Origin of the sequence: Pseudosporangium ferrugineum (assembly GCF_003002065.1) — a bacterium.
GTDB classification, from domain to species: domain Bacteria; phylum Actinomycetota; class Actinomycetes; order Mycobacteriales; family Micromonosporaceae; genus Actinoplanes; species Actinoplanes ferrugineus_A.
In genome coordinates this window covers 462,574-488,212 of sequence record NZ_PVZG01000002.1, presented here as the reverse complement: position 1 = coordinate 488,212, position 25,639 = coordinate 462,574, and the positions used below count along the sequence as shown (strand labels likewise).

Sequence of the window (25,639 nt, the reverse complement as noted above, 5' to 3'; positions counted from 1 at the left end):
AGACACGGGCGCGGGCGGGCACGGGCGAGAGCCGCGCACGGGCGAGGGCGGGCCCGGGCACGGGCGAGGGCGAGGGCGGGCCCGGGCACGGGCACGGGCGAGGGCGGGGGCCGGGCACGGGCACGGGCGAGGGCCGGGCACGGGCGGAGGCCGCGCGGGGGCCGGCGGCCCAGACACAGGCACGGACCCACGGGCGCAGGCACAGGCGCGAGAACGGGCGCAGGCAGGCGCGGGAAGGGGCGTAGGCGCGGCAACGGGCGGGTCGTGGGCGCAGGAGGTGTGGGCGTGGGCTCGGTCGGGCGGGATCGGTGGTGGGGTGCCGGCTTTCCTGGGCTGGTCTTCGGGTGGGTGGGGGCGTGATCGGGCAGAATCGGTGGGTGCCGTCTTCTTCCGTACCGTTGCGCAAGCTGGGTTTTCTGACTATCGGGTTGTTCGACCGGGGCGATCCGCGGGCCGGGCACGAGTCCACGCTGGACGTGATCCGGCTCGGTGAGGAGTTGGGTTTCGACAGCGCCTGGGTTCGTCATCGTCATCTGCAGTACGGGATCTCGTCGCCCGTCGCGGTGCTCGCCGCCGCGTCGCAGCGCACCAGCCGGATCGAGTTGGGTACCGCGGTCATTCCGTTGGGGTGGGAGAATCCGCTGCGGCTGGCGGAGGATCTGGCCACCGTGGATGTGCTCAGCGGGGGGCGGCTCAATCCGGGCGTGAGTGTGGGGCCGCCGATGCACTACGGCACCGTCAAGGGGGCGCTCTACCCGGACAGCGGCGATGCCGAGGATTTCAGTTACCGGCGGGTGGAGCGGCTGCTCGACTTCGTTGCCGGGGCGCCGGCCAGTGACTTCAGCGGGGTCGAGGGCTTCGAGGTGTTCTCCGAGCGGGTCGAGCCGCACTCGGCCGGGTTGCGGGCTCGCATGTGGTACGGCGGGGCGAGCCTGCGGTCGGCGCAGTGGGCCGGCGAGCACGGCATGAACTTCCTGACCAGCAGCGTGGTCAAGGCCGAGGAGTCGGAGGACTTCGCCAGTGTCCAGCTGTCCCATGTGCGTGCGTTCCGGGCACATCACCCCGACGGCGACCGGGCGCGGGTCTCGCAGGGGCTGGTCGTCATCCCCACCGACACGGCGACGCCCGCCCAGCGGGCCAGGTATGAGGCGTACGCGGAGAAGCGCCTGCCGCGGACGAGCGCGCCGCAGGGACCGGGACGGCTGATGTTCGCGCCGGATCTGGTGGGGACGTCGGACGAGATCGCGGAGAGGCTGTGGGCGCACGCCGCGTTCCGCGAGATCGACGAGGTGGCGTTCGCGCTGCCGTTCAGCTTCGAGCACGACGACTACGTGCAGATCCTGACGGACATGGCGACGAGACTCGGACCGGCGCTGGGCTGGCGGCCCAGCAGCTGAGGCGGCTGACACCGCGAGGACAGCCGAGGCAGCAGGACACCCGAAGTGGAGTGGGCAGCTGAAGCGGGGCGGCCGAAGCGGCGCGGCCGAAGCGGCGCGGCCGAAGCGGCGCGGCCGAAGCGGCGCGGCCGAAGCGGCGCGGCCGAAGCGGCGCGGCCGAAGCGGGTTGGACTGGCGAGCAGCGGGGACGCCGAGGCAGAGAGGGCAGCGAGGCACGGAACACGGAAACGCAGGGCAGCGAGGCGGGCGACGTGTGGGGCGCGCGCTGAGGGGCGGCGGAGGGATCGCTAGGAGCGGTCGGAGCGGCGGAGCTGCCGTGGGGGCTCGCCGAGGCCGGGGGCGATGCCCGTGGTCAGGGCGGCGGCGTCGGTGACCGTGCCGGCGCTGAGGCCGTCGTGGGGGGCCGTGAGGGAGCGGGTGCGGCCCAGGTAGACGCCGTTGGCCGGGTCGATGACGAGTTCCGCCCGGGTGCCGGCGTGGTCGAGGCCGAGGGCGGTGCCCGGGCGGCCGTGCGGGACCGCTCGGCGGCCGGTGACGGTGAGGCCCGGGAGCAGGGCCAGTGCCCGGTAGATGCGGGCGCGTACCGGTGGGGGCAGGAGGTCCCGTTCGAGGGCCTGGGCGGCGCCGAGCAGGGCCTCCTGGTCGCGGAAGCCGCCGTCGGGGGCGCTCGCGCGGAGGCGGGCCAGCAGCTCTGCCGGGTCGGCGGGCAGGGTCGCGATGAACTGCGGGGTGGGGTCCTGCCACAGGCCGGGGCGCCGGCACGGGTCCTGGGTCCTCCTCGCGAAGTACGAGCCGCATCGGCCGCGCCATTCGGTGACCGGGGCCGGGTCGTCGTCGACGAAGGTGCGGGAGCGGTCGTCCCAGATCTGCGGCGGGGCGGCGTCGCGGACGCGTTGCAGCCATTCGTCGTGGCGGTCGGCGGGGATCCATTCCTCGGTGAGGGTGTCGTTGCGGACGGCCAGGGTGCGGCCGCGGCCCGCCGGCACCGATTCCAGAGTGGACCGGTGGACGGCGACGTAGCGGGTCTCCCCCGGCCGCAGCACCGGCGGGGCCGACCGTTCCGCGGCCTCGGCGGCGGCGTGCAGCACGGCGACGGGTCCGGGCTGGGCGGCGGCTCCGGGTGCGGGCGGCTCCCGGCGGGCGAGGACGCCGAGCGGCACCAGGAGCGCGACGACGAGGGTCGCGCCGGCCGTGCCGCTCAGGCGCCGGCGGGCCGGGGTGGGGACGGCGGGCACCGCGGCATGTCATCACGACGGGCTGCTCACCCGGAAGATCACAAAGTGCTCAGACCGGGCGGGAAAGGCTCACGGAGCGCCGGGGCCGGGCGGGACGGTGACGGTCACGGTGAGGCCGCCGTGCGGGCCGGGCTGCGCGGTCACCTCGCCGCCGTGGGCCCGGCTCACCGACCGGACGATGGACAGGCCGAGGCCGGTGCCGCGGGCCGAGCCGACCCGGTCGGTGAGCCGCTGGAAGGGTTCGAAGAGGCGTGGCACCTCGTACGCCGCGATCACCGGCCCCGTATTGGTCACCGTCAGGGTCCCGGGCTCGCAGACGACGTCGACGCGGCCGGGGCGCCGGTTGTACGCCACCGCGTTCTGCACCAGATTCTGGACCATGCGTTCGAGCAGGACCGGGTCGCCGCGTACGGGCGACGGGCGGGTGCTCACCGCCAGCTCCACCCCGGGTTCCGTGACGCCCGCGACCACCCGGGTGGTGATGTCGGCCAGGTCCACCGGCACCGGGTCGAGGACCGCGCCGTCCGAGCGGGCCAGCAGGAGCAGGCCGTCGATGAGCTTCTCGTGGCGGGCGTTGACCGCCAGCATCGTCTCGCCGAGCTGGCGGATCTCGGCGGACGGGTGGGGGCGACTGAGCGCCACCTCGATGAGGGTGCGGTTGATCGCCAGCGGCGTGCGGAGCTCGTGCGAGGCGTTGGCGGCGAAGCGGCGCTGGGCGGCGAACGCGCCGTCGAGGCGGGCCAGCATGTCGTCGAAGGTGTCCGCCAGGCGGCGCAGTTCGTCGTGCGGGCCGGTCAGCCCGATGCGCTCGTGCAGGTTGCGGTCGGCGACGCGGCGGGCGGTCGCCGTGATCTGCTGCAGCGGACGCAGCGTACGGCGGGCGGCCAGCCAGCTCAGCCACACGCCGACGAGGCCCACCCCCGCCAGGGCGATGCCGCCGCGCTGGAGCAGCGAGGTCAGGGTCCGGGAGCGGAAGTCCTCCTGGAGCTTCTCGGCGAGCTTCCAGCGTTCCTCGATCTCGGTCTGCTGGGCGGCGGTCAACCCGTCGGGCAGGGTGACCTCCGGGTCGTCCGCGCTCGCGGCGCGCGCCGGCACCGCCGGGCGCAGGCCGGGGACCGTCAGGACGGTGGTCTGGTCGACCCCCTGGTTGCGCAGCGACTGGGCGAGCAGGAAGTAGGTGATCGTCAGCAGGGCCGTCCCGGCCAGCAGGAACAGGGTGCCGTAGAGGACGGTGAGCTTCGCGCGTACGGTCCATCGGTTCGTCACGGGATCTGGTACCCCACTCCGGTGACCGTCCGGACGACGGCGGGCGGGCCGAGCTTGCGGCGCAGCGTCATCACCGTCGTGCGGACCACGTTGGTGAACGGGTCGGTGTGCTCGTCCCAGGCCCGTTCCAGCAGTTCCTCGGTGCTGACCACCGCGCCGCCCGCCCGCAGCAGCTCCTCCAGGACGGCGAACTCCTTGCGGGACACGGCCACGTAGTGCCCGTCGCGGAAGACCTCACGCCGGGAGGTGTCCAGCCGGATGCCCGCGCGTTCCAGCACCGGCGGCGCGGCCGGGCGGGCGCGCCGGCCCAGCGCCCGGACCCGCGCGACCAGTTCGGCGAAGGCGAACGGCTTCGGGAGGTAGTCGTCGGCGCCGAGGGCCAGGCCGCGGACCCGGTCGTCCAGCTCGCCGGCGGCGGTCAGCATCAGGACGCGTACGGTGCCGCCCTCCGCGACCACCGCGCGGCAGACGTCGTCGCCGTGCACCACGGGCAGGTCCCGGTCGAGGATCAGCACGTCGTAGTCGTTCACCGCCAGCCGTTGCAGCGCCGCGTACCCGTCGTGGACCGTGTCCACCGCCAGCGACTGGAGCCGCAGGCCCTCCGCTATGGCGTCCGCCATCACGACCTCGTCCTCCGCGATCAATACCCGCACCCGGACATGGTGACCGGCCCGCCCATAAAAATCCTGTGAGCGCCGGCGCTGATGCCGCTCCTACGGGCGCCGCGGTCTGCTGTGCGCCGACCGGAAGGAGCCGTGATGAGACACGGAAAAAGGTTCGTACCGCCGCTGCTCGTGCTGCTGGCCCTGGGCGGATGCGGGGGCGGCGCCGACGAGACGCCGGTGGCCTCGGCCGGCGGCGGCCACGCCAGTTCGGCGGCGAAGGCGGACGAGGCCGGGCAGCGGCGGGAGTTCGCCGGCTGCATGCGGGCCGAGGGCGTCGACGTCCCCGACCCGAACGCCGACGGGATGATCGCGATCCCCGCCCAGCGGGCCGGTGCCGCGGACACCCCGGAGTCCCGCAAGATGCAGGCGGCCATGGAGAAGTGCCGCACCCTGCTGCCCAACGGGGGCGAGCCGCCCAAGATGACGCCGGAGGACATCGCGAAGCTGCGGGACCTGGCCAAGTGCATGCGCGAGAACGGCGTGCCGGACTTCCCGGATCCGGACCCGGCGACCGGCGGCCTGACGTTCACCGAGGGGTCCGGCGATCACGAGGCGATGCGCAAGGCCACCGAGAAGTGCAAGGGTGTCGGCCCGGACGGCATCAGCGGCGTGACCCGGGTGGGCGGATGAGCCGCAGGCGCACGGTGGCCGTGGTCGCCACCGCCGCGGCGGTCCTGGGCGGCGCCGGCGCGGCGGCCGTGGGCCTGGACGGCCGGTCCGGCCCGGCGGCGGCGCCGGACCGGCCGGCGGCCACGGCCGAGGTACGCCGCGAGACCCTGGCGTCCTCGGTGAAGATCGACGGCGAGCTCGGGTACGGCGACCCGGTGCCGATCACCTCCACGGCCACCGGCACGATCACCTGGCTGCCCCCGGCCGGCCGGGTGGTCAAGCGCGGCGGCACGGTGCTGCGCGCCGACAACAGACCGATGGTGCTGCTGTACGGCGTCCTGCCCGTCTACCGTCCCCTGGCCCCCGGCGCGGAGGGACCGGACGTCGCCCAGCTGGAACGCAACCTGGAGGCCCTGGGCTACGACGGCTTCACGGTGGACGACGAGTACACCTCCGCCACGGCGCGGGTGGTGCGGCGCTGGCAGGATCGGCTCGGGCTGCCGGAGACCGGGACCGTCGACGCCACGTGGGCAGTCGTGGCGAACGGTGCCATGCGGATCGCGGAACTGCGGGCCAGGGTCGGCGCGCCGGCCACGGGCGAGGTGCTCGCGTACACGCCGGCGGCCACCGTCGTCACCGCCGGCGTGGACGCGGACGCGGCCGGCTGGGCAGCCGCCGGCGTCAAGGTGCGGGTCACCCTGCCGGACGGCAGGGAGGTGCCGGGCACCGTACGGCACGTGGGCGCGAAGGCCGAGCCGAAGCAGGACGGCGGCAAGCCGACGGTGCCGGTCACCATCGCCCTGGGCCGCTCCCCCGGCCGGCTCCGGGAGGGCCCGGTGGAGGTGACCTACCGGGGTGAGGAGCGCCGGAACGTGCTCACCGTCCCGGTCGCCGCCCTGGTCGCGCTCGCCGAGGGCGGGTACGGCCTCGAGGTCGTCGACGCGGCCGGGACGCGCTACCTGCCGGTGCGGGTCGGCCTGTTCGCCGGCGGCCGGGTGGAGGTCAGCGGCGAGGGCCTGACCGAGGGCCTGACCGTGGGGATGCCGGCATGATCGAGATGACCGCCGTCCGCAAGGAGTATCCCGGGGTGACCGCCCTCGACGGCGTGTCGCTGACCGTCGGCGCGGGCGAGTTCGTCGCCGTGGCGGGCCCGTCGGGCTCCGGCAAGTCGACGATGCTGCACCTGCTCGGCGCCCTGGACCGGCCGTCGGCGGGGACCGTACGCATCGCCGGGTACGACGTCGCGACCCTCGCCGACCGGCACCTGGCGGCGCTGCGGGCCCGGACGATCGGCTTCGTGTTCCAGCAGTTCCACCTGGCGCCCGGGGTGAGCGCGCTCGGCAACGTCGCGGACGGGCTGCTCTACAGCGGTGTCCGGCGGCGCGAACGACTGCGGCGGGCCGCCCGCGCGCTGGAACGGGTCGGCCTGGGGCACCGGACGCACCACCGGCCGCACGAGCTCTCGGGCGGCGAGCGGCAGCGCGTCGCTATCGCGCGCGCCGTGGTCGCCGAGCCGGAGCTGCTGCTCGCCGACGAACCCACCGGCAATCTCGACTCGGCCGCCGGGGCCGGCGTCATGGCGCTGCTGCACGACCTGCACGCGGCGGGCACCACCCTGGTGGTGATCACGCACGACCGGGACATCGCGGCGGCCCTGCCGCGCCGGGTCGGGCTGCGCGACGGCAGGCTGGTGGAGTCATGAGCGCACGAAGGCCGGACGGTGGCGCCGCGGGCGGGCCATCGCAGGACGGCGCAGCCGTGAACGCGCCGGGGGCGGACGGCAGGGCCGCGGGCGGGCCGGACGGCAGGGCCGGGGGCCCGCCGCGGCCGGCCCGGCTGGCCGCCGCGGACGTGGTCCGGCTCGGCGCGGCCGGGCTGCGGGCCCGGCCGCTGCGCATGGTGCTGTCGGCGGCCGGCATCGCGATCGGCATCGCCGCCATGCTCGCCGTGGTGGGCATCTCCGCGTCGAGCCGGGCGGGCCTGGACCGTACCCTGGCCGCCCTGGGCACCAACCTGCTCACCGCCGCGCCGGGACGGACGTTCTCCGGTGCGGACGCGGCCCTGCCGCCGGAGTCGCTGGCCATGGTCCGCCGCATCGGCCCGGTCCGCGCGGTCAGCGCCACCGGGACGGTGGACGCGAAGGTCTACCGCAACGACCACGTACCGGCGGCGGAGAGCGGCAGCATCGCGGTGCTCGCCGCCCGCGACGACCTGCCGGAGACGCTGCGCGCGACGCCGGCCCGGGGCCGGTGGCTGACCGGTACGTCCCCGGACGCGCCGGTCGTCGTGCTCGGCGCCACCGCTGCCGAGCGCCTCGGGATCCGCGGGCCGGGTCCCCGGGTGTGGCTGGGCGGGCAGTGGTTCGCGGTGGTCGGGATCCTGGCGCCGGTGCCGCTGGCCCGCGAGCTCGACTCGGCGGCCCTGATCGGCTGGTCGGCGGCGCGGCGGCTGCTCGGCTTCGACGGCTCGCCCACCACCGTGTACACGCGGTCGCTGGACGCGGCGGTCGAGCAGGTCCGCGCCGTGCTCGCCGCCACCGTGAACCCGCAGGCGCCGAACGAGGTGCTGGTGTCCCGGCCGTCGGACGCGCTCGCCGCGGCCCGGGCCACCGACGTCGCGTTGCAGGGGCTGATGCTGGGCCTGGGCGCGGTGGCGCTGCTCGTCGGCGGCGTGGGCGTCGCGAACACCATGCTGATCTCGGTGCTGGAACGCCGTGCCGAGATCGGCCTGCGCCGGGCGCTGGGGGCCACCCGCGCGCAGGTGTGCGGGCAGTTCCTCATGGAGTCGCTGCTGCTCGCGGCCACCGGCGGGGCGGCCGGGGTCGCCGCCGGCAGCGCCGTCACCGCCGGATGGTCGTGGTGGCGGTCGTGGCCGGTGGCCGTACCGTGGTGGGCTCTTGCCGGTGGGCTGGCGGCGACGCTCCTGGTCGGTGCGGCGGCGGGGTTCTATCCGGCGCTGCGGGCGGCGCGGCTGACGCCGACGGAGGCGCTGACCGGATAGCGGCGCCGTCCCGCCGCCGGCCGGGACCCGGTTCGCGGCGGCGGGTGGTGTCGTAGCCTGCGTCCATGGTGCAGCGCAGGGACGGCCGGTTGCGGGCGGACGCCGCCCGCAACCGGGAGCGCCTGGTGGCCGCGGCCCGGGAGGTGTTCTCGGAGCACGGGCTGGACGTGTCGATGCGGCAGATCGCCCGGCACGCCGGGGTCAGCGAGCCGACGCTGCGGCGCCGGTTCGCCGGCCGCGACGAGCTGCTCGCGGCGGTCTTCGAGGACAAGCTCGTGCTGTACGCCGAGATCGCCGAGGCGGCCCTGAAGCAGGACGACGCCTGGGCCGGCTTCACCGGGTACGTGCGCTGGGTGGCCCGGGCGCAGCTCGCCGACCGGGGCTTCGCCGACGTGCTGACCAGGACGTTCCCCGCCTCCCTGGGGTACGAGCAGTACCGGCGGCGGGCGTGGGCCGCCGTCGAGGAGCTGATCACCCGGGCGAAGGCCGCCGGCGGGCTGCGGGCGGACTTCTCGGCCGAGGACATCCCGCTGCTGCTGCTGGCGCACGCCGGCGTGCTGGCCGGCGCCGGCCGGGTCGCGGAGCGGATGTCGGACCGGCTGCTGGCCTACTTCCTGCAGGCGTTCGCCGCGCCGGGCGGCGGGCCGCTGCCCCCGGCCCCGTCGGCCGCCGAGACCTATCACGCCTTGATGAAAGCGAATCGCGAGAAGTAACCACCGTCACGGAGGGCGATCGGCCCACCCGGGGTTATAAATGACGCAGTTGCGTCACTTAACCCGAGGAGCAGTCATGGAGATCGGCGCCTTCACCTTCGCCGACGTGTCCGTCAGGGGCGGCGTCGCCGCCCCGCAGCGGATCCCGGAGCTGATCGAGGAGATCGTCCTGGCCGACGAGGTCGGCCTCGACGTCTTCGGCCTGGGCGAGCACCACCACCCGGCGTTCGGGGCCCCGGCGCCGCCGGTCACCCTCGCCGCGGCCGCGGCGCGGACCTCCCGGATCCGGCTGACCAGCGCGGTCACGGTCCTCAGCACCGCCGATCCGGTGCGCGTCCTGGAGGAGTTCCACGCGCTCGACCTGGTCTCGGGGGGACGCGCCGAGCTGATGGTCGGCCGCGGCGCCCTGCTCGACTCGTTCCGGCTGTTCGGCCACGACCTGCAGGACTACGAGCAGCTCTTCGACGAGAAGCTGCGGCTGCTCCTGCGCCTGCGGGAGGGCGGGCCGGTCACCTGGTCGGGCCGCTTCCGTCCGCCGCTGCACGGCGAGACCGTCCTGCCCCGCCCGGTCCAGGACCCGCTGCCGGTGTCGGTGGCCGTCGGGGGCAGCCCGCAGTCGGCGGTACGGGCCGCCGCCGTGGGCCTGCCGCTGATGATCGGGACGCTGGGCGGGCAGGCGCACCAGCTCGCGCCCATCGCCGAGCTCTACCGGGAGGCGCTCGGCCACTACGGCAAGGAGCGCCTGCCGATCGGGATGAGCCTGCACGGATTCGTGGCCGACACCTCGCAGAGGGCCGGCGAGATCTACTTCCCGGCCGACGCCGAGCTGCGCAACGTCGTGGGGGCCAGGCTCGGTGTCCGCGAGGTGACCGCCGAGCACATGGCCGCCCAGAACGGGCCCGGGAGCACGTACGCGGTGGGCTCCCCGCAACAGGTGATCGAGAAGATCCTGCACTACCACGAGGTGCTCGGGCACCAGCGGACCATGCTGCAACTGGCCGTCGGCCCCGTGCCCCACCGGGACCTCATGCGCGCCATCGAGCTGCTCGGCACCGAGGTGGCACCGGTGGTGCGCGCCGAGGTCGCCCGCCGCGAGGCCGTCGCGCCGGTCGGGGAGGCGGCGTGATGGGCGTACGGACGATCGGCATCTTCGGCGCCGGCAAGTCGGGCACGGCCATCGCGCGGGTGGCGATCAGGGCCGGTTACGACGTACGCATCGCCACCTCCGGGCCCGCCGAGCGCAGCGGGCTCATCACCAGGGTGATGATCCCCGAGGCGACGACGGTGGACGCCGCCGGACTCGCGGCCGGCTCGGACCTCGTCGTCATCGCGGTGCCGCTGCGCCGCTACCGGAACCTGCCGCTGGCGGGGCTCGCCGGTCGCACGGTCATCGACGTGATGAACTACTGGCGGCCCATCGACGGGCTCCTGCCCGAGTTCGAGGCGGCGGACCGGCCCTCGAGCGAGGTGGTCCGGAGTCATCTGCCGAGCACCGCGCGCCTGGTCAAGACGCTGAACCACATCGGATACCACGAGATCGAGGACCTGGCCCGCCCCGCCGGAGCACCCGGGCGGATCGCGCTCGGCGTGGCCGGCGACGACCCGCCGGCGGTCGCGGACGTCGCGGCGTTCGTCGACCGGATCGGCTTCACCCCGGCCATCGTCGGCGGGCTGGCCGACAGCGCCGTCCTGCAGCCCGGCTCACCCCTGTTCGGCGCGGACCTGACCGAGCCGGGCCTGCGCCGCGAGCTCTGCGCCGCACGGTCGGCCGTCCCCTGAGCCGCGGTCCGTGCGGGAGGGCGCGGCCGGTCGGGCGGGCGTCCAGCCCTGGTTCGGGCGGGCGGGCGCGGCTGGCCGGGCGGGCGGGCGGCCGTCCAGCCGCGGTCCGCGCGGGCGCGGCCGGTCGGGCAGCCGTCCACCCCGCGGTCCGGGCGGGCGCGGCCGGGCGGGCGGCTGACGCCCGTCACACCCGGAAGGTGCCGACCAGGGCCTGGAGCTCGCCGGACATGCGGGCGAGCTCCGCCGCGGCGCGCCGCGAGTCCGCCACGCTCTCGGTGGTGACGGCCGCGGCGGTCGCCAGGGTGTCGATGCCGCCGGCGATGTCGCCGACGCCGGACGCCGCCTCGGTGACGCCGCGGTTCATCTCGCCGGTGGTCGCCGTCTGCTCCTCCACGGCCGCCGCGATCGTGGTCTGGTAGTCGCTGATCCGGGCGATGACGTCGGCGATCTCCCCGATCGCGGTGATCGCCGTGCCGGCGTCGGCCTGGATGGCGGTGACCCGGCCGCTGATGTCCTCGGTCGCCTTCGCGGTCTCCTGGGCGAGATCCTTGACCTCGGACGCGACCACCGCGAACCCCTTGCCCATCTCGCCGGCCCGGGCCGCCTCGATGGTGGCGTTCAGGGCGAGCAGGTTCGTCTGCTCGGCGATCGCCGTGATCAGCTTGACGACGTTGCCGATCTCCGCCGACGACTCGCCGAGCTTGGTCACGGTGTCGTTGGTGCTCCGCGCCCGGGTGACGGCCTCCGCGGCCACCTCCGCCGCCTGGTTGGCGTTCTGCGCGATCTCCCGGATGGAGGCGCCCATCTCCTCGGAGCCCGCCGAGACCGTGTCGACGTTGCGGCGGATCTGCTCGGCGGCGGCGGAGACCGCGATCGCCTGCCCGCTGACCTTCTCCGCGCTGCCGGCGATCTGCGTGCTGGTGGTCGAGAGCTGCTCGGCGGCGGCCAGCGACTGCGAGGCCGTGCCGAGGGCCTGGACGGTCGAGCGCATGCTGCCGGACGCGCGGTTGAGCGAGCCGGCCATCCTGCCCACCTCGTCGCCGGAGCGGACGGGCACCGTGCCGGTGAGGTCTCCGTCGGCGACCCGGGCGAGGGTGTCGTTCACCTCGCCGAGCGGGCCGGTGATCCGGCGTACGGTCAGCCAGCCCAGCAGGCCCGCGATCACACACCCGGCGGCGAGGCTGCCGAGCATGACGGCCCGGCTCATCCGGTAGATGTCGCCGCTCTGCTCGGCGGCGTGGGCGGCGGTCGAGCCCTCGAACGAGCTCAGGGTGTCGAACGCCTTGTTGATCCGTGCGATCAGCGGCTCGGCGTCGGACGTGTACGCCTCGTCGAAGGCGGCCCCGTCGTTGGCGACGGCGGCGGGCAGCAGCCGGTCGTCACGGACCCGGGTGAAGGCGCTCAGCGCCTGGTTGAGCTCGTCGACCGCGGTCCGCTGGGCGGGTTCGAGGCCGGCGTCCGCGTACTCCCTGAGGCCCTTGACCACGAGGGCACCGGCGTCCAGCGCCGCCTGCCGGTACTGCGCCGTCCTGCTGCCCGCATCGGAGACCTCGGCGAGCGCCAGGGCCAGCAGCTGGTCGTCGAAGGCGCCCTGGAGCCGGGCCAGGGAGGCCGTGGGCCGCAGGTTCTCCTCGTAGATCTCGACCGCGTTCTCGTTCGCCTCGCGCAGGCCGATCATGCCGCCGACCGCCACGGAGACCCCGCCGAGCACGGCGACCAGCAACGCCAGACTTATCTTGACGCCGATCCGCAGGTTACCGAACCAGCGACTCACCGGATGTGCCATGCCCGCCCCTCAGCCAAAGACCGAATCGTTCTCACTATCGGACATGGCGGCCGTCGAATGAGCCGCTTTGCGCGTCTACGGGTGGAACTGCCCGATAGGCTCCGGGCGGAGGGTGACGATGACGGTGCCGGGACAACGCCCGCGGATCCTGCTCGTGGACGACGAAGCGAGTCTCCTCGACGGGATGCGGCGCCAGCTACGCCGCGAGTTCGACGTGGAGACCGCGGTGGGCGCGGCGAAGGGCCTGTTCGCGCTGCGCCGGCCGGAGCCGTTCGAGGTGATCGTCTCCGACTTCCTGATGCCCGGGATCAACGGCGCCGAGTTCCTGGCCGCCGCCCGCAAGGTCGCGCCGGACAGCACGCGCATGCTGCTGACCGGGCACACCGACCTGGAGGACGCCGCGGCGACCGTCAACCGGGGCCAGGTCTTCCGGATGCTGCTCAAGCCGGTCGACACCGAGACGATGAGCGCCGCGCTGCGCGACTGCGTGGCCCAGCACCGGCTCGTCCGGGCGGAGCGCGAACTGCTCGAGCGCACCCTCAACGGCAGCGTCAAGGCGCTGACCGACGTGCTCTCCCTGGCCAGCCCCGACGCGTTCGGGCGGGCCAACCGCATGTCCCGGCTCGCCTCGCGGATCCTCGACGGGCTGAGCGAACCGGTCGAGGACCGGTGGGCCGTCGAGCTGGCGGTCCTGATGTCCCAGCTGGGGGTCGTCTCGCTGCCGCCGGCGGTGGCCACGAAGCTGACCGAGGGCGCCGAGCTGAGCACGGCCGAGCAGGCCATGGTGGACGACCTGCCCACCGTCTCGGTCCAGCTGGTCTCCGCGATCCCCCGGCTGGCCGAGGTGGCCGAGGCGATCCGGTACTCGCTGAAGAACTTCGACGGCTCCGGGCGGCCCGAGGACGACGTCCGGGAGGAGCGGATCCCGCTCGGCGGGCGCCTGATCCACCTGCTGCGCGACTACGACGACCTGATCACCCGGGGGTCGAGCCACCCGGTCGCCGCCGCCACGCTGGGCGCGCTGGCCGGCCGGTACGACCCCGACCTGGTGGCCGCGCTGGGCGAGGCCGCGACGGACACCGGCGACGAGACCGTACGCGCCGTCGCCCTCAATGAGCTGCGCCCCGGCATGGTGCTGGCCGTACCGGTGACGAGCAGGTCGCACGTGCGGCTGGTCAGCGCGGGGCAGGAGGTCACCGTCGGCCTGATCACCCGGCTGCGCAACTTCGCCGCGCTGGAGGACGGCGTCGCCGAGCCGCTGGTGGTCATCGGCGCGCCCGACGTCAGCGTGGCGAGCGTTCCCGTCGCCACCGGCTGATCGCCTCCCGGACCGGCGGGGCCAGGGCCTCCTCGTCGAACGGCTCGGGTTCGGCGTACGGCCCGCACACCGTCTCGTGCTCCGCCTCCACGAGATGGTGGGCCAGGGCGACGGCGGACGTGGGATCGGTGACGTCCGTGGGCGCCGGCGGGCCCTGGTGCGCCGAGGCGGCCTCGATCACCGGTTCCGGCAGCGACCACAGCCGCAGCAGGCGCGAGCCGATCTCGCGGTGGTCGACGCCGAACGCGCCCGACTCGAGCTCGCAGAGGGGCGTGCCGGGGGTGTCGCGCCAGGCGGCGAGCACGCCGGCGAACTCCGCGGGCCGGGAGGAGGCGAGCACGAGCTGGCCCACCTCGTGCAGGAGCCCGGCGGTGAACGCGTGCCCCTCCCACTCGCGCCCGGCGGCGAGCCGGCCGGCCAGCCGGGACGTCCCGACCGCGTGCACCGTGAGCGTCTCGATCCAGGCGGCCGGCAGGACACCCCCGGGGTCGAAGGTGCGCACCAGGTCGTGCATGAGCACGAGGCCGCGTACGGTGGCCACCCCCAGCAGCGCCGTCGCCTGCACCACGCCGTTGACCTTGCGGCCCATCGTGTACGCCGACGAGTTCACCAGGTGCAGCACCTTCGCGGCGACCGCCGGGTCCCGCTCCAGGATCTGGCCGACCGACTGCGCGGAGGCGTCCTCGGCGCCGAGGGCGGCGGTCAGCTCGATGAGGGTGTGCGGCGGGCTGGGCAGCGATTCGATGACCGCGACGTCGCGGCGTACCGCCTCGTCGGACGCGGTGGGGCTGAACGAGATGAGCCGCTCGACCGCCGCGATGATCTGGTCCGGCGAGCTCGGCTTGTTGATGAACTCGTGGGCCAGCACCATGATCTTGAGCAGGTTGTCCTCGTTGGTCTGCCCGGACAGGATGACGCGGGCCATCGCCGGGAATTCCGTGCGTACCCGTTCGAGCAGCTCGGCGCCGTCCATCCCGGGCATCCGGTAGTCGGTGACGATCACGTCGCAGTGCCGGCTGTGCAGGGTTTCCAGGGCCGCCTGGCCGCCCTCGACGAAGGACATGTCCCACTGGTCGCGGTGGGTGCGCAGCATCCGCCGCAGCCCGCTCAGGATCCGCGGCTCGTCGTCGACGAACACGACGTGCGGGCGCCGGGTCACGCGCCGACCTCGGCCAGGCTGTTGCCCTCCGCCAGGTCGACGGGGAGCCGGACGGTGAACACCGTCCCCACGCCCGGTTCGCTGGTGAAGTCGACCGCGCCGCCGTGCCGGTCCACCACGAGCGTACGGACGAGCGCGAGCCCCTGGCCGGTGCCGGTGCCGACCTCCTTGGTGGTGAAGAACGGGTCGAAGAGCTTGTCGGCGATCTCGGGCGGTACGCCGGTCCCGGTGTCGGCGACCTCGATGACCACCTGCGAGTCCTCCAGCCGGGTCCGCACCGTGATCGTGCCCCGGCCCCGGCCCGCGGCGCCGATCGCGTGCGCCGCGTTGACCACCAGGTTCAGCACGACCTGGTTGATGTCGCCGAGGTGGCAGTGCACCGGCGGCAGGTCGGCGAAGTCGGTCTCCACGTCCGCGACGTACTTGATCTCGTTGTTCGCCACGATCAGCGTGTTGGCGATGGCGTCGCTGAGGTTCGCCTGGGTCTTCTCCTCGCTGCCCGGGTGGCCGAAGGCCTTCATGGCGCGCACGATGCCCGCCACCCGGCTGATCCCCTCCAGGCTCTGTTGCAGCGCCATCGGGACCTCCTCCAGGAGGAACTCGATGTCGATCTCCTCGGCGATCCGGTTGACCTCCTCGACCACCGCGCCGCATTCGCCGCCCTCGGCGGCCAGGACCAGCAGGTCCCGGTACGCGTCCTGCAACCGGTTGAGGTCGGCGAAGGCGGTCTCGAGGAACCGGGCGTTGTCGCCGACGAACTGGATCGGGGTGTTGATCTCGTGCGCGATGCCCGCGGCCAGCCGGCCCACCGATTCGAGCTTCTGCGCGTGCCGCAGCTCCAGCTCGAGGCGCTGCCGCTCGGAGACGTCCCGGGCGTTGAAGACGATGCTGCGCGAGCCGTCGTGCTCGTTGACGTAGTCGAGGACCGCCTCCACGTTGATCCACGGGGCGTCGTCGCGGGCGCGGATGCGGCAGGGGCGGGCCACCGGGGTGCCGGGGGCGGCCGCGGCCCGCAGGATCTCCTTCAGGTCGTCCGGGTGCAGCAGGGACCAGAGGTGCCGGCCGGTCAGCTCCGAGCTCGGCTCCCCCAGCAGCAGCGCGGTGCCGGGGTTGGCGAAGCGGATGATCCCGGCCTCGCCGGCCAGCACCAGCGCGTCCGGCGAGTGGTCGACCACCGCGCTCAGCCGGGAGCGGTTGAGCAGCTGGTCGAGGGTGAGCGCCGCCTCGTCGGCGAGCGTCTTCACCGGGGACGACAGGTCGTCGGTGGAGCGCCCGTTCATGGCGAGCACGAGCAGGCCGAAGCAGGAGCCGTAGACGGCCAGCGGCGCCACCAGCACGACCGGGAAGTCGCGCAGCCGCAGGACCGCGGCGGCCTCCCGGGCCGCCGTGCCGATCAGCGCCTCGAAACCGCCCGGCACGAGGGCGGCGCGGGCCCGCTCCGGCAGCGCGGCCCGCTCGGCGACCCAGCCCGCGGCCTCGGTGCCGACCTCGCCGGCCGCGGCCACCACGTGCAGGGCCGGTCCGGCCAGGGTGACCACGAGGGCGGCGCCGACCTGCTCGTCCATGCTGAGCGCCGAGCCCAGGGTGACGTCCATGGCCTCCTCCCGGCTGGTGGCGGCGACCAGGCCGGCACCGGCGGAGGCCGCGGCGCGTTCGCGGGCGGCGGCGCGGTCCCGGGCGGCGCCGGCCCGCGCCAGCATGTGCATCACCACGAGCGACAGGTAGGCCGTCAGCAGCAGCGAGACGACGGAGTCGATCCGCGCGCCGAAGACCGCGACACCGGCCACCATGACCGCGGTCAGGGTCGCGACGGCGACGGCCTTCTCCCGCAGCGAGCCGTAGAGCGCGCGGAAGTTGACCCACATGAAGCAGACGGCGACGGTGCTGCCGTAGTTCGAGGCGCCCGCCACCAGGCTGACGAGCAGGCCTTCGGCCACCCAGCTCCAGGCGGGGAAGCGCTGCCGGCGGTATCCGGCGCAGAGCCAGGCGAGCAGGCCGAGCGCCGCCGCCACGGCCACCACCCGCAGGGACGGCGGGGCCTGGCGTACGCCCCACAGCCCGAAGAACGGCCAGATCAACAGAATGATCAGGAAAAGGGTACGGACCTGCCCGAGCATGGTCGCCGTACCGCGGGTCCACCGTTGCACCCCTGCGGGCATACCGTCCATCACGTGCTCCCCGGCCTCCGGAGGTCTGCGCTTCCCCCTTCTCTATCGGCGTACGCGGCCGGGCATACAGCCTTCCGGTAAGTGGAGCATCCACCGTTTAACCGCCCGGCCCGGGACAGGGGGCTCAGTTGTGCCGCCGGGATGCCGAAGAGGAGCACGGGACAGGGCCGGCATCGAGGCCGCGAAAGGGAGAGCCGTGGGGGAAGACCGGATGACCGACGTCTCGGCGATTCTCGAGGCGGTCGAGGCGACGGTGCCGGCCGGGGTAGCGCTCCTCGACGACCGGTTGCGGCCGGTACGCCACAACGCGGCGTACGCGGCCCTGACCGGCTCCTTCCCCGAGCTTCCGGCGCCGCTGCTCGACGCCCTGGAGACGGTCGTCCGGACCGGGGAACCGGTCGCCGGGCTGAGGGTCGCCAACGGTTCGGGTCAGCGGGGCACCTGGCGCGCCGACTGCCGGCCCGTGCCGGGCGGGGTGTGCCTGGTGCTGACGGACGTCACCGATCTGGTCACGGCCGAGGCCTTCCGCACCGCCCTGATGGAGGACACCGCCGAGGGGCTCTACACCGTGGACAGCGAGGGCCGGCTGACGTCGGTCAACCGCGCGGCCTGCGAGATGCTCGGCCGCTCCGCGCAGGACCTGCTGGGGCGTCCGGCGCACGAGCTCACGCACCGGCCCGCCGGGGGCGGCACCCACCCGCCCGGCGGCGCGCCGCCCGGGCCCGCGGCGATGGTCGACGAGGTCCTCGTCCGCGCGGACGGCTCGACGTTCCAGGTGGTCTGCTCGGTCGTCCCGCTGCAGGCCGGCGCCGGCAGCCCGGGGACCCTGGTGACCTTCCGCGACGTCACCGAGGCGCGGCAGGCCGACATCGAGGCACACCACGACCAGAAGCTCGAGTCGCTCGGCCGGCTCTCGGCGGGCCTCGCGCACGAGATCAACACCCCCATCCAGTTCGTCGGCGACAACACCCGGTTCCTGGCCGACGCCTACCGCGACATGTGGCAGCTGCTCGTGGTCTACCGCGAGTGCATGGCGCACGAGCTCGGCGAGCTCGCCTGGGACGAGCGCACCGCCCGGGCCCGCAAGGCCGAGGAGGTGGCGGACGTCGAGTACCTCGTCGCCGAGATCCCGGTGGCGGTGCAGCAGACCCTCGAGGGCGTCGAGCGGGTGGCGTCGCTGGTCCGCGCGATGAAGTCGTTCACCTACAAGGACACCGCGGAGCAGTCGTACGCCGACCTCAACGAGGCGATCCGCACCACCCTCACGGTCGCCCGCAACGAGGTGAAGTACGTCGCCGACGTCCACCTCGACCTGGCCGAGCTGCCCGAGGTGATGTGCCACCGCGGCGACCTCAACCAGGTCTTCCTCAACCTGCTGGTCAACGCCGCCGACGCGCTGGAGGGCCGGGCGGAGCGGGGCGAGATCCGGATCAGCTCCCGGCTGGCCGGCGACACCGTGGTCATCCGCTTCGCCGACAACGGCAGCGGCATCCCGGCGCACCTCCAGCAGTCCATCTTCGACCCGTTCTTCACCACCAAGGGCGTGGGCAAGGGCTCCGGGCAGGGCCTGGCCCTGGCCCGTGCGGTGCTCGACCGGCACGGCGGCTCCATCGCGGTCGAGTCGGTGCCGGGCGAGGGCACCACGTTCACGCTGCGCCTGCCGGTCAACGGGCGCCGGGAGCCATGAGCGGCCGGCCCCGGGTGCTGTTCGTCGACGACGAGCCGCGCATCCTCGACGGGCTCCGCCGGTCGCTGCGCGGCCGGCGGGCCGAGTGGGACATGGAGTTCGCCACCTCCGGCGCCCTGGCGCTCGAACTCCTCGCCCGGACGCCGTTCGACGTGGTGGTCTCGGACATGCGGATGCCCGGCATGGACGGCGCGGAACTGCTCGCCGAGACGTCCCGGGCGCACCCGCACGCGGCCCGGGTGGTGCTGTCGGGCCACATCGAGCCGGAGGCGATCGTCGAGGTCGCCATGGCCGGGCACCGCTTCCTCATCAAACCCTCCGACGCCGAGAGCGTCACCGCGGTCATCGAGCAGCTCCTGGTGCACACGTCGGCCTCGCACGCGCGGGCCGCCCGCCGCCTGGCCGGCGCCGTGCAGTCGGTCCCGGTGCTGCCCGGGCACGCCGAGCACGTCGCCGGGCTCCGGGCGCCCGACACCGGCCTGGAGACCGCCGTACGCGCCGCGACCGGCGACATCGGGCTCGCCGCCAAGCTGCTCCAGCTGTCCACGTCGCGGTTCTTCGGCGGCCGTCCGCGCAACTCCTCGGTCGAGTCGATCGTGCACGCCATGGGCGCGCCGATGGTCCAGGCCGTGGCGGCGGCCGGCGAGCGCCTGGCGCCGGCCGGCTGGCACCCGGGCGCCGGCCCGCTCCTGGAGGCCGCGTGGCGGCACGCGATGGCGACCGCCCGGCTGGTCGAACGGGTGGCCTCCCCCGCGAACCGGCCGCACGCGCAGGCGGCGGCGCTGCTGCAGGACATCGGCCGGCTGGTCTGCCTGGCCGGTACGGACGCCACCCCCGCGACCGTCGACCTCGCGGCCGGTACGCGCGACGGCGTCCCGTTCCGCGACGTGGCGGTGGAGCTGCTGCACCTGTGGGGCGTACCGGCGCCGGTCGTGGCCGCGGTCGCCCACCGCGACACCCCGCACCGCCCGGAACCCGCCGGGCTGGGCGTCGCCGGCGCCCTGCGCACCGCCCACCTGCTCGTCGAACAGGCCCGGTCCGGGCCCGCGGCGGGCGACCACGAGCAGGAGCTGGCCCTGCTGCTCGACCATCCGCAGCTGCGGGCGCAGGCCACCGACTGGCGGCGGGCGGCCGGGGAGGCACTCCGGCAGGCCGAGCCGCCGGCCTGCGCGGCGCATTCCTGCACCGTGCCCGCCGGCCGGTGGGAGACGAAAGGGTGACATCCGTGGCACGCATTCTGGTGGTGGACGACGATCCGGGCATCCGCAGCCTGCTCACCGACGTCCTCGAGATGGACGGCTACGACGTCAGCGTCGCGGTGGACGGCCTGGCCGCCGTGCGGGCCGTGGACAGCGTGGCGCCGGACTTCGTGATCCTCGACGTGATGATGCCCGGCCTGGACGGCTTCGGCGTGCTCGCCGCGATCCGGGCGCTGCCGGGCGAGCCCGTGCCGGTGCTGATGCTCACCGCGGCGGCCGAGCCGGACACCAACTCCCGCGCGTGGGCCGACGGGGTCGACTACTACCTGGCCAAGCCGTTCACCGCCGACGCCGTCCTCGACCTCGTCGAGGGCGTGCTCAGCCGGCAGGTACGGGCGAGCGACCTGTGAGGCGACCGTATCGAACCTCAATTTCAGCTCAAGTCGGCCGCGACCCCGCCGATGTTCCCCCACGCGACGGCACCGGTTCCCCTCCGCGTGCCGCCGCGGACAGGGACTTCCTCCCGACCAGTGAGGTGCGAACGCCATGAGATCTAATCGCCGCCGGGGAGTCGCGCTGGCCGCGGCCGCCGTCGTCACGCTGACCGCCGCGCCGGTGGCGGCGGCCGCCCAGCCCGCCGCCGCGCCCCTGCGCGAGGTCGTGGTGACCGGGGCGGGGGCCGAGGCCGCCGCCCGTGCCGTCGAGAACGCCGGCGGCCGGGTGCTGGCGCACCTGCCCGTCGCCGGCGGCGTCGCGGCGCTGCTGCCCCAGGGCACGTCCCTGGACCCGGCCTGGACGGTCGCACCCCAGCGGGAGCTGACCGTCGCGGACGCCGGCGCGAACCCGGACGGCGGCGCCACCACCGTCCGCCAGATGGTCGGCCTGCCCGCGCGCGGCAACGAGGGCGACGGGGTGACCGTCGCGGTCGTGGACACCGGCATCGCGGACGTGCCGGACCTGGCCGGCCGGGTCACCGCCCGCGTCGACCTCACGGGTACGGGCGCCGGCGACGGCTACGGCCACGGCACGTTCATGGCCGGCCTGATCGCCGCCTCCGGCAGGGCCTCGGGCGGGGCGTACCGCGGGGTCGCGCCCGCCGCCGACCTCGTCGACGTGAAGGTGGCCGACGCCGAGGGCCGCACCGACCTCATCACCGTCCTGCGCGGCCTCCAGTGGGTCAGCGACCACCGGCGCGGCGTCGAGGTGCTCAACCTGTCGCTGTCCTCCGACAGCCCGCTGCCGTACCAGGTGGACCCGCTGAACCAGGCGCTCGAGTCGCTGTGGCGCCAGGGCGTGACGGTGGTCGTACCGTCGGGCAACGACGGGCCCGGCACCGGCTCGGTGACTGCCCCCGGCAACGACCCGCTGCTGCTCACCACGGGCGGGCTGGACGTCTCCGGCACCGCGGAGCGCGGCGACGACGTCGTCGGCGCCTGGTCGGGCCGCGGCCCGACCAGGCAGGGCGACGCGAAGCCGGACCTGGTGGCCGCCGGCGGTCACGTGATCAGCCTGCGCTCGCCCGGCAGCGTGGTCGACCGGGGCAACCCGGGCGCCCGGGTCGGCGACGGCTACTTCCGCGGCTCCGGCACGTCGATGGCCGCCGCGGTGACGTCCGGCGCGATCGCCGGCGCGATCGCCGTGCAGCCCCGGCTGGGCCCCGACGCGGTCAAGAACCTGCTGGTGTCGACCGCGTACGCGAGCCCCGGCCTGACGACGGCCGCCGGCGGCGGCGCGGGCGGGCTCGACGTGCCCCGGGTGCTCGCCGCCGCGCCGAAATGGCGCACCAGCAAGGCGCAGAGCCGCTACGACGAGGACACCGCCGCGGTCGGCCGCGACGCGAAGCGCTGGGCCGAGTTCACCCAGGCCGTGGTGGCCGGCGACGGCAGGGCCGCCGAGCGGGCGTGGGACCGGCTGACCCCGGCGTCGCGCGACTGGGCCGCGCGGGCCTGGGCGCAGCTCGACCCGGCCGCCCGCGCCTGGGCCGCCCGGGCCTGGGCGGCGCGGGCCTGGGCCGGCGCCGACGACAGCTGGACCGCGCGGGCCTGGGCGGCCCGGGCCTGGGCGGCGCGCGCCTGGGCGTCCGACGACTGGGCCGCGCGGGCCTGGGCGGACGCCGAATGGAGCGCCCGCGCCTGGGCCGGTGAGGACTGGGCCGCGCGGGCCTGGGCCGCCGAGCGGTGGAGCGCCTCGTCCTGGGCCTGGTTGCCCCGGTCGTGACCGCCTCGCCGCACGGCGCCGGCCGCCCGCTCCCGCAGCGGGTGGCCGGCGCCGTGCGCGCGTACGCGGGAGACCCGATCCTGCGCAGCGTCCTGGCGGTCGGCACGCTCGGCGCGGCCCTCGGCGCCACCGTGACCCTGGCCCTGCCCGACCGCGGGAGCGTGCTCGGCGGCGCCGGCGTGCCGATGGCCTGGCTGGTGCCCGGCCTGATCGTGCTGACCTGCCTCGCCGAGATCACGGTCGTGCGGCTGCGCCACGGCGACGCCGTCGAGGAGCTGAGCCTCTACGAGGCGGCGCTGATCATCGACGTCCTGCTGCTGCCGCCCGGCCCGGCGCTGCTCGCCGCGGTGGCGGGCCTCGTGCTGGCCAGCGCCGTCCAGCGCCGCCCGGTGGTCAAGGCGGCGTTCAACCTGGGTACGTACACCGCGGCCGTGTCCGTGCTGATCCTGCTGGTGCAGCTGATCGGCGGCGAGGGCGGCGAGACGATGACGGCCCGGGTGCTCGCCGGGGTGCTGGTCGGCACGCTGGCGTTCACCATGGTGAACCTGTGCCTGCTGGCCCAGATCCTCGCCGTCATCAACGAGGTCTCGCCGTGGGCGATCGTGCGCGACGAGACCCGGCTCTCCGTCTACATGGCCGTCGGCACGGTGGCCACCGGGCTGACGACGACGGTCATCGCGCTGAACGCGCCGCTGCTGCTGCCGTTCTCCGCCATGCCGGCCCTGGCTGTCACGTACGCGTACCGTGCCGCCGCCCGCGAGGCCGACGAACGCGCCCGCTCGTCGAGCCTGCTGCAGCTCTCGCACGCGCTGGCCGGGCGCGAGGACGTGGTACGCCGGTTCCTCGTCCTGGTGCGGGAGGCCTTCGACACCGACGTGGCCGCCATCGACCTGTACGAGGACGGCTCGGCGCTGCTGGTGGACGCCGCCGAGCCGGCCGCCGTACGGGAGGTGCCGCTGCCGCCGTTCCTCGCCGCGCACCGCGACACCGACGCTCCGGTGCAGCTCAGCGAGAACCTGCCGCCCGGCCTGCGGCACGTGGTGGTCGTGCCGGTGGAGGGCGGCGGCAGCCGGCTGGGCACGGCCGCGTTCGGCAGCCGCAGCCGCCGGCGGATGTCGACCGGCGACGTGACCCTGCTGGCCTCGCTCGGCAACGCGCTGGCGGTGGCGATCCGCGGCGCCGAGCACCTCGAACGGCTCACCGAGGAGCGCAGCAAGCTGCAGGCCGTGGTCGAGCAGTCCGCCGAGGGCATCATGGTGATCGACGGCGCCGGGCTGGTCCAGGTCTGGAACCGCGCGCTGGCGGACCTGGCCGGCACGCCGGCCGCCGAGGCGCTGGGCCGGCCGGTCGCCGGCCTGCTGGACGTGCCGGCCGAGGAGGAGGCGGCGCAGCTCCTGCCGGTGTCGGTGGAGGAACCGCGAGTGGCCACCGAGCTGACCGTCCGCCGGCCGGACGGCGAGGAGCGCCGGCTGCGGCTCGCCCACTCGGCCATCTTCGCCGCGGGCGAGCTCGTCCGCGACGTCGTGGTCATCAGCGACCTGACCCGCGAGTACCGCACCGAGCGGCTGAAGAGCGACTTCATCGCCATGGTGTCGCACGAGCTGCGCACCCCGCTCACGCCGATCATGGGGTACGTCGACCTGCTGCGTACGCGCGGCGAGCGGATGACGCCGCAGAAGCGTGCCGACGCGCTGGCCCTGATCGGCGACCGCGCGGCGCACCTGTCGCGGCTGGTCGAGGACCTGCTGCTGGCCTCGCGCTTCGGCGACAGCCCAGAGGAGGCCTCGCTGCAGGTCAGCACCGGCGTCCACGACCTCGTCGCGATCGTGCGGCAGACCGTGGAGGACCTCGGCTCGCCGCGGATCGTGCTGCACGCGCCGTCCGGGGAGTGGCCGGCCCGGTGCGACAACGGCCGTACGGTGCAGGTCCTGACGAACCTGATCGGCAACGGCCTCAAGTACTCGGCGGAGGACCGTACGGTCGAGGTGAGCCTGCGCCGCGACGGCCGTTTCCTGCACGTCGACGTCCGCGACCACGGGCGCGGCATCCCCGCCGACTCGGTGGAGAAGGTCTTCGAGAAGTTCCACCGGGTCGAGGACCCGATGACCATGAGCACCAGCGGCACCGGGCTCGGCCTGTTCATCGCCCGCCGGCTGGCCCGGGCCATGGGCGGCGACGTGACGCTGGATTCCACGCTGAACGCCGGCTCGCTGTTCACCCTCTCCCTGCCGCCGGCCCCGTGAAACTCCGGCCGGCCGCCCGGCGAGGGTCCCGAATGCCCGGGACCTTGGTCCTGACCCGGGCCGCAACCCTCGATCTCCGGCCCGCGGGTCCGTAGGAATGGTGCGGACGTACGACGAAGGAGAGAAGCGATGAGGGGCACCTGGGGACGCTGCGCGGCAGCCATCGGAGCGGCGGCGGCCGTGCTGGCGGTGCCGAGCCCCGCGTCGGCGCACGAGAAGTGGTTCGTCCCGGACCCGGACGGTTACCCGGGCGACTGGTCGTTCGTGTGGCGACCGCTGACCCTGGCGCTGATCCTCGGCGTCGTGCTGGTCACCGTCGTGTGGCGGTACGTGGCGGTGCACTGGCTGCCGCTGCCGGAGCTGCGGGCGCTGAGCTTCGCCGGGCGGCTGGTGCCGTACGTGCCGCGGCTGCTCGCCATCCACCTGGGCGTGTCGCTGCTGGCGGCCGGGGTGTCGGGGCACTTCCTCACCCACGACCTCGAGGTCGGGCACCTGTCCGGGGGCGCGGCGCTGCTGCTGCTCGAGGGCGCGCTCGGCGTCTGGTTCATCACCGGCATCCGGCTGCGCCCGGCCGCCGTCGGGCTGGCCCTGGCCGGCCCGCTGGCCCTGCTGGTGACCGGGCCCGTCGGGCTGCTGTCGGCGCTGGACCTGCTGGGGGTCGCGGTCTTCCTCGCCTTCGTGCCGCCGTCGGACGCCACCTTCGGCCGGGTCGAGCCGGACGCCGTGACGCTGCGCCGGGCGCTGCTCGCGCTGCGGCTGGGCGCGGGCGGCGCGCTGATCACGCTGGCGTTCGCCGAGAAGCTCGCCAACCCGGCGCTGGCCCGCGAGACCCTGCGGATGTTCCCGCAGCTCGACGTGTTCGCGGCGGTCGGGATCCACCTGCCGCCGGACACCTTCGTCGCCGTCGCGGGCGCCACCGAGCTCCTCTTCGGCCTGCTGGTCATCTCGGGCGCGCTGCCGCAGGTCGCGGTGCTCGTGGCCGGCATCCCGTTCAACGCGACGCTGCTGCTGTTCGGCGGCACGGAGCTGCTCGGCCACCTGCCGGTGTACGGGGTCTTCCTGACGCTGCTGGCGTACGGGTCGAACGCGCGGACCGCCGGCCAGGTGCGCTGGCTGCCCCGCAACCTGGCGGCGATCGAATTGAAGAATTCTTCAACTGCTAAAGTCGTCAACAGCTGAGAACGACCGAGGAGGGCGC

Annotated in this window: 21 protein-coding genes; 15 read left to right on the top strand and 6 right to left on the bottom strand. The window is 74.7% G+C overall.

The window, feature by feature from the left end; all coding sequences use genetic code 11:
- Positions 1 to 377: 377 nt before the first annotated feature.
- Positions 378 to 1,397: an LLM class flavin-dependent oxidoreductase gene (locus CLV70_RS06355; RefSeq protein ID WP_106125403.1), complete on the top strand. Its 1,020-nt coding sequence runs from the start codon at positions 378 to 380 to the stop codon at positions 1,395 to 1,397.
- Between the two features lie 287 nt (positions 1,398 to 1,684).
- Here the strand turns inward: CLV70_RS06355 and CLV70_RS06350 are convergent, their stop codons facing one another.
- The 3 genes from CLV70_RS06350 to CLV70_RS06340 form a co-directional block, all read right to left on the bottom strand.
- Positions 1,685 to 2,632: a CU044_5270 family protein gene (locus tag CLV70_RS06350; protein ID WP_106125402.1), complete on the bottom strand. Its 948-nt coding sequence runs from the start codon at positions 2,630 to 2,632 to the stop codon at positions 1,685 to 1,687.
- A 69-nt stretch (positions 2,633 to 2,701) separates the two neighbouring features.
- Positions 2,702 to 3,898 (bottom strand): sensor histidine kinase, encoded by a 1,197-nt coding sequence (locus tag CLV70_RS06345; protein WP_106125401.1) that lies wholly within the window; start codon positions 3,896 to 3,898, stop codon positions 2,702 to 2,704.
- The gene (locus CLV70_RS06340; protein WP_106125400.1) at positions 3,895 to 4,551 is read right to left on the bottom strand and encodes a response regulator transcription factor; all 657 of its coding nucleotides are present in this window, start codon (positions 4,549 to 4,551) and stop codon (positions 3,895 to 3,897) included. Before CLV70_RS06340 ends, CLV70_RS06345 begins: the two co-directional genes overlap by 4 nt.
- A gap of 105 nt (positions 4,552 to 4,656) precedes the next feature.
- Here CLV70_RS06340 and CLV70_RS06335 point away from each other — a divergent pair, with 105 nt between their 5' ends.
- From CLV70_RS06335 to CLV70_RS06305, 7 genes are all read left to right on the top strand, one after another.
- On the top strand, positions 4,657 to 5,193 hold the full coding sequence (locus CLV70_RS06335; RefSeq protein WP_106125399.1) for a hypothetical protein: 537 nt from the start codon (positions 4,657 to 4,659) through the stop codon (positions 5,191 to 5,193).
- Complete coding sequence (locus tag CLV70_RS06330; RefSeq protein ID WP_106125398.1) at positions 5,190 to 6,224, top strand: peptidoglycan-binding protein; 1,035 nt, start codon at positions 5,190 to 5,192, stop codon at positions 6,222 to 6,224. The genes CLV70_RS06335 and CLV70_RS06330 overlap by 4 nt, the downstream gene beginning before the upstream one ends.
- Complete coding sequence (locus CLV70_RS06325) at positions 6,221 to 6,874, top strand: ABC transporter ATP-binding protein (RefSeq protein WP_106125397.1); 654 nt, start codon at positions 6,221 to 6,223, stop codon at positions 6,872 to 6,874. The genes CLV70_RS06330 and CLV70_RS06325 overlap by 4 nt, the downstream gene beginning before the upstream one ends.
- Positions 6,871 to 8,172, top strand: coding sequence for an ABC transporter permease (locus tag CLV70_RS06320; protein WP_106125396.1), 1,302 nt, complete (start codon positions 6,871 to 6,873; stop codon positions 8,170 to 8,172). Before CLV70_RS06325 ends, CLV70_RS06320 begins: the two co-directional genes overlap by 4 nt.
- A 65-nt stretch (positions 8,173 to 8,237) precedes the next feature.
- On the top strand, positions 8,238 to 8,885 hold the full coding sequence (locus CLV70_RS06315) for a TetR/AcrR family transcriptional regulator (protein ID WP_106125395.1): 648 nt from the start codon (positions 8,238 to 8,240) through the stop codon (positions 8,883 to 8,885).
- Positions 8,886 to 8,961: 76 nt separating this feature from the next.
- Positions 8,962 to 10,011 carry an LLM class flavin-dependent oxidoreductase gene (locus CLV70_RS06310; protein ID WP_106125394.1) on the top strand — a complete coding sequence of 350 codons (1,050 nt, stop codon included), beginning with the start codon at positions 8,962 to 8,964 and terminating at the stop codon, positions 10,009 to 10,011.
- Positions 10,011 to 10,664, top strand: coding sequence for an NADPH-dependent F420 reductase (locus tag CLV70_RS06305; RefSeq protein WP_106125393.1), 654 nt, complete (start codon positions 10,011 to 10,013; stop codon positions 10,662 to 10,664). The genes CLV70_RS06310 and CLV70_RS06305 overlap by 1 nt, the downstream gene beginning before the upstream one ends.
- A 184-nt stretch (positions 10,665 to 10,848) precedes the next feature.
- Here the strand turns inward: CLV70_RS06305 and CLV70_RS06300 are convergent, their stop codons facing one another.
- Positions 10,849 to 12,450: a methyl-accepting chemotaxis protein gene (locus tag CLV70_RS06300; protein ID WP_106125392.1), complete on the bottom strand. Its 1,602-nt coding sequence runs from the start codon at positions 12,448 to 12,450 to the stop codon at positions 10,849 to 10,851.
- Between the two features lie 118 nt (positions 12,451 to 12,568).
- On the opposite strand from CLV70_RS06300, the gene CLV70_RS06295 reads away from it, so the two are divergent.
- Positions 12,569 to 13,768, top strand: coding sequence for an HD domain-containing phosphohydrolase (locus tag CLV70_RS06295; protein ID WP_146163976.1), 1,200 nt, complete (start codon positions 12,569 to 12,571; stop codon positions 13,766 to 13,768).
- On the opposite strand, the gene CLV70_RS06290 is transcribed toward CLV70_RS06295, so the two are convergent.
- Positions 13,734 to 14,927, bottom strand: a complete 1,194-nt coding sequence (locus CLV70_RS06290; RefSeq protein ID WP_106125390.1) for a response regulator — start codon at positions 14,925 to 14,927, stop codon at positions 13,734 to 13,736. The two genes, CLV70_RS06295 and CLV70_RS06290, sit on opposite strands and share 35 nt — an antisense overlap.
- Positions 14,924 to 17,095 (bottom strand): two-component system sensor histidine kinase NtrB, encoded by a 2,172-nt coding sequence (locus CLV70_RS06285; RefSeq protein ID WP_158277722.1) that lies wholly within the window; start codon positions 17,093 to 17,095, stop codon positions 14,924 to 14,926. The genes CLV70_RS06290 and CLV70_RS06285 overlap by 4 nt, the downstream gene beginning before the upstream one ends.
- A gap of 211 nt (positions 17,096 to 17,306) precedes the next feature.
- Between CLV70_RS06285 and CLV70_RS06280 the strand changes: the two genes are divergently transcribed.
- The 6 genes from CLV70_RS06280 to CLV70_RS06255 all read left to right on the top strand — a co-directional run bounded on the left by CLV70_RS06280 (position 17,307) and on the right by CLV70_RS06255 (position 25,620).
- On the top strand, positions 17,307 to 18,782 hold the full coding sequence (locus CLV70_RS06280) for an ATP-binding protein (protein WP_158277721.1): 1,476 nt from the start codon (positions 17,307 to 17,309) through the stop codon (positions 18,780 to 18,782).
- Positions 18,779 to 20,002 (top strand): response regulator, encoded by a 1,224-nt coding sequence (locus CLV70_RS06275; RefSeq protein WP_106125387.1) that lies wholly within the window; start codon positions 18,779 to 18,781, stop codon positions 20,000 to 20,002. The genes CLV70_RS06280 and CLV70_RS06275 overlap by 4 nt, the downstream gene beginning before the upstream one ends.
- 5 nt (positions 20,003 to 20,007) lie before the next feature.
- Positions 20,008 to 20,391 carry a response regulator transcription factor gene (locus CLV70_RS39610; protein ID WP_158277720.1) on the top strand — a complete coding sequence of 128 codons (384 nt, stop codon included), beginning with the start codon at positions 20,008 to 20,010 and terminating at the stop codon, positions 20,389 to 20,391.
- A gap of 136 nt (positions 20,392 to 20,527) precedes the next feature.
- Complete coding sequence (locus tag CLV70_RS41670) at positions 20,528 to 22,198, top strand: S8 family peptidase (protein ID WP_106125385.1); 1,671 nt, start codon at positions 20,528 to 20,530, stop codon at positions 22,196 to 22,198.
- Positions 22,159 to 24,441, top strand: a complete 2,283-nt coding sequence (locus tag CLV70_RS41665) for a sensor histidine kinase (protein WP_106125384.1) — start codon at positions 22,159 to 22,161, stop codon at positions 24,439 to 24,441. The genes CLV70_RS41670 and CLV70_RS41665 overlap by 40 nt, the downstream gene beginning before the upstream one ends.
- 129 nt (positions 24,442 to 24,570) lie before the next feature.
- Positions 24,571 to 25,620, top strand: a complete 1,050-nt coding sequence (locus tag CLV70_RS06255; RefSeq protein ID WP_106125383.1) for a hypothetical protein — start codon at positions 24,571 to 24,573, stop codon at positions 25,618 to 25,620.
- Positions 25,621 to 25,639: the final 19 nt, after the last annotated feature.

Excerpts from the sequence above, each read along its gene's own strand:
- CLV70_RS06315 (WP_106125395.1), top strand. The coding sequence starts at position 8,238 with ATGGTGCAGCGCAGGGACGGCCGGTTGCGGGCGGACGCCGCCCGCAAC.
- CLV70_RS06330 (WP_106125398.1), top strand. The coding sequence starts at position 5,190 with ATGAGCCGCAGGCGCACGGTGGCCGTGGTCGCCACCGCCGCGGCGGTC.
- CLV70_RS06320 (WP_106125396.1), top strand. The coding sequence starts at position 6,871 with ATGAGCGCACGAAGGCCGGACGGTGGCGCCGCGGGCGGGCCATCGCAG.
- CLV70_RS06275 (WP_106125387.1), top strand. The coding sequence starts at position 18,779 with ATGAGCGGCCGGCCCCGGGTGCTGTTCGTCGACGACGAGCCGCGCATC.
- CLV70_RS06255 (WP_106125383.1), top strand. The coding sequence starts at position 24,571 with ATGAGGGGCACCTGGGGACGCTGCGCGGCAGCCATCGGAGCGGCGGCG.
- CLV70_RS06280 (WP_158277721.1), top strand. The coding sequence starts at position 17,307 with ATGACCGACGTCTCGGCGATTCTCGAGGCGGTCGAGGCGACGGTGCCG.
- CLV70_RS06335 (WP_106125399.1), top strand. The coding sequence starts at position 4,657 with ATGAGACACGGAAAAAGGTTCGTACCGCCGCTGCTCGTGCTGCTGGCC.
- CLV70_RS06285 (WP_158277722.1), bottom strand. The coding sequence starts at position 17,095 with ATGGACGGTATGCCCGCAGGGGTGCAACGGTGGACCCGCGGTACGGCG.
- CLV70_RS41670 (WP_106125385.1), top strand. The coding sequence starts at position 20,528 with ATGAGATCTAATCGCCGCCGGGGAGTCGCGCTGGCCGCGGCCGCCGTC.
- CLV70_RS06295 (WP_146163976.1), top strand. The coding sequence starts at position 12,569 with ATGACGGTGCCGGGACAACGCCCGCGGATCCTGCTCGTGGACGACGAA.
- CLV70_RS06310 (WP_106125394.1), top strand. The coding sequence starts at position 8,962 with ATGGAGATCGGCGCCTTCACCTTCGCCGACGTGTCCGTCAGGGGCGGC.
- CLV70_RS06305 (WP_106125393.1), top strand. The coding sequence starts at position 10,011 with ATGGGCGTACGGACGATCGGCATCTTCGGCGCCGGCAAGTCGGGCACG.
- CLV70_RS06300 (WP_106125392.1), bottom strand. The coding sequence starts at position 12,450 with ATGGCACATCCGGTGAGTCGCTGGTTCGGTAACCTGCGGATCGGCGTC.
- CLV70_RS06325 (WP_106125397.1), top strand. The coding sequence starts at position 6,221 with ATGATCGAGATGACCGCCGTCCGCAAGGAGTATCCCGGGGTGACCGCC.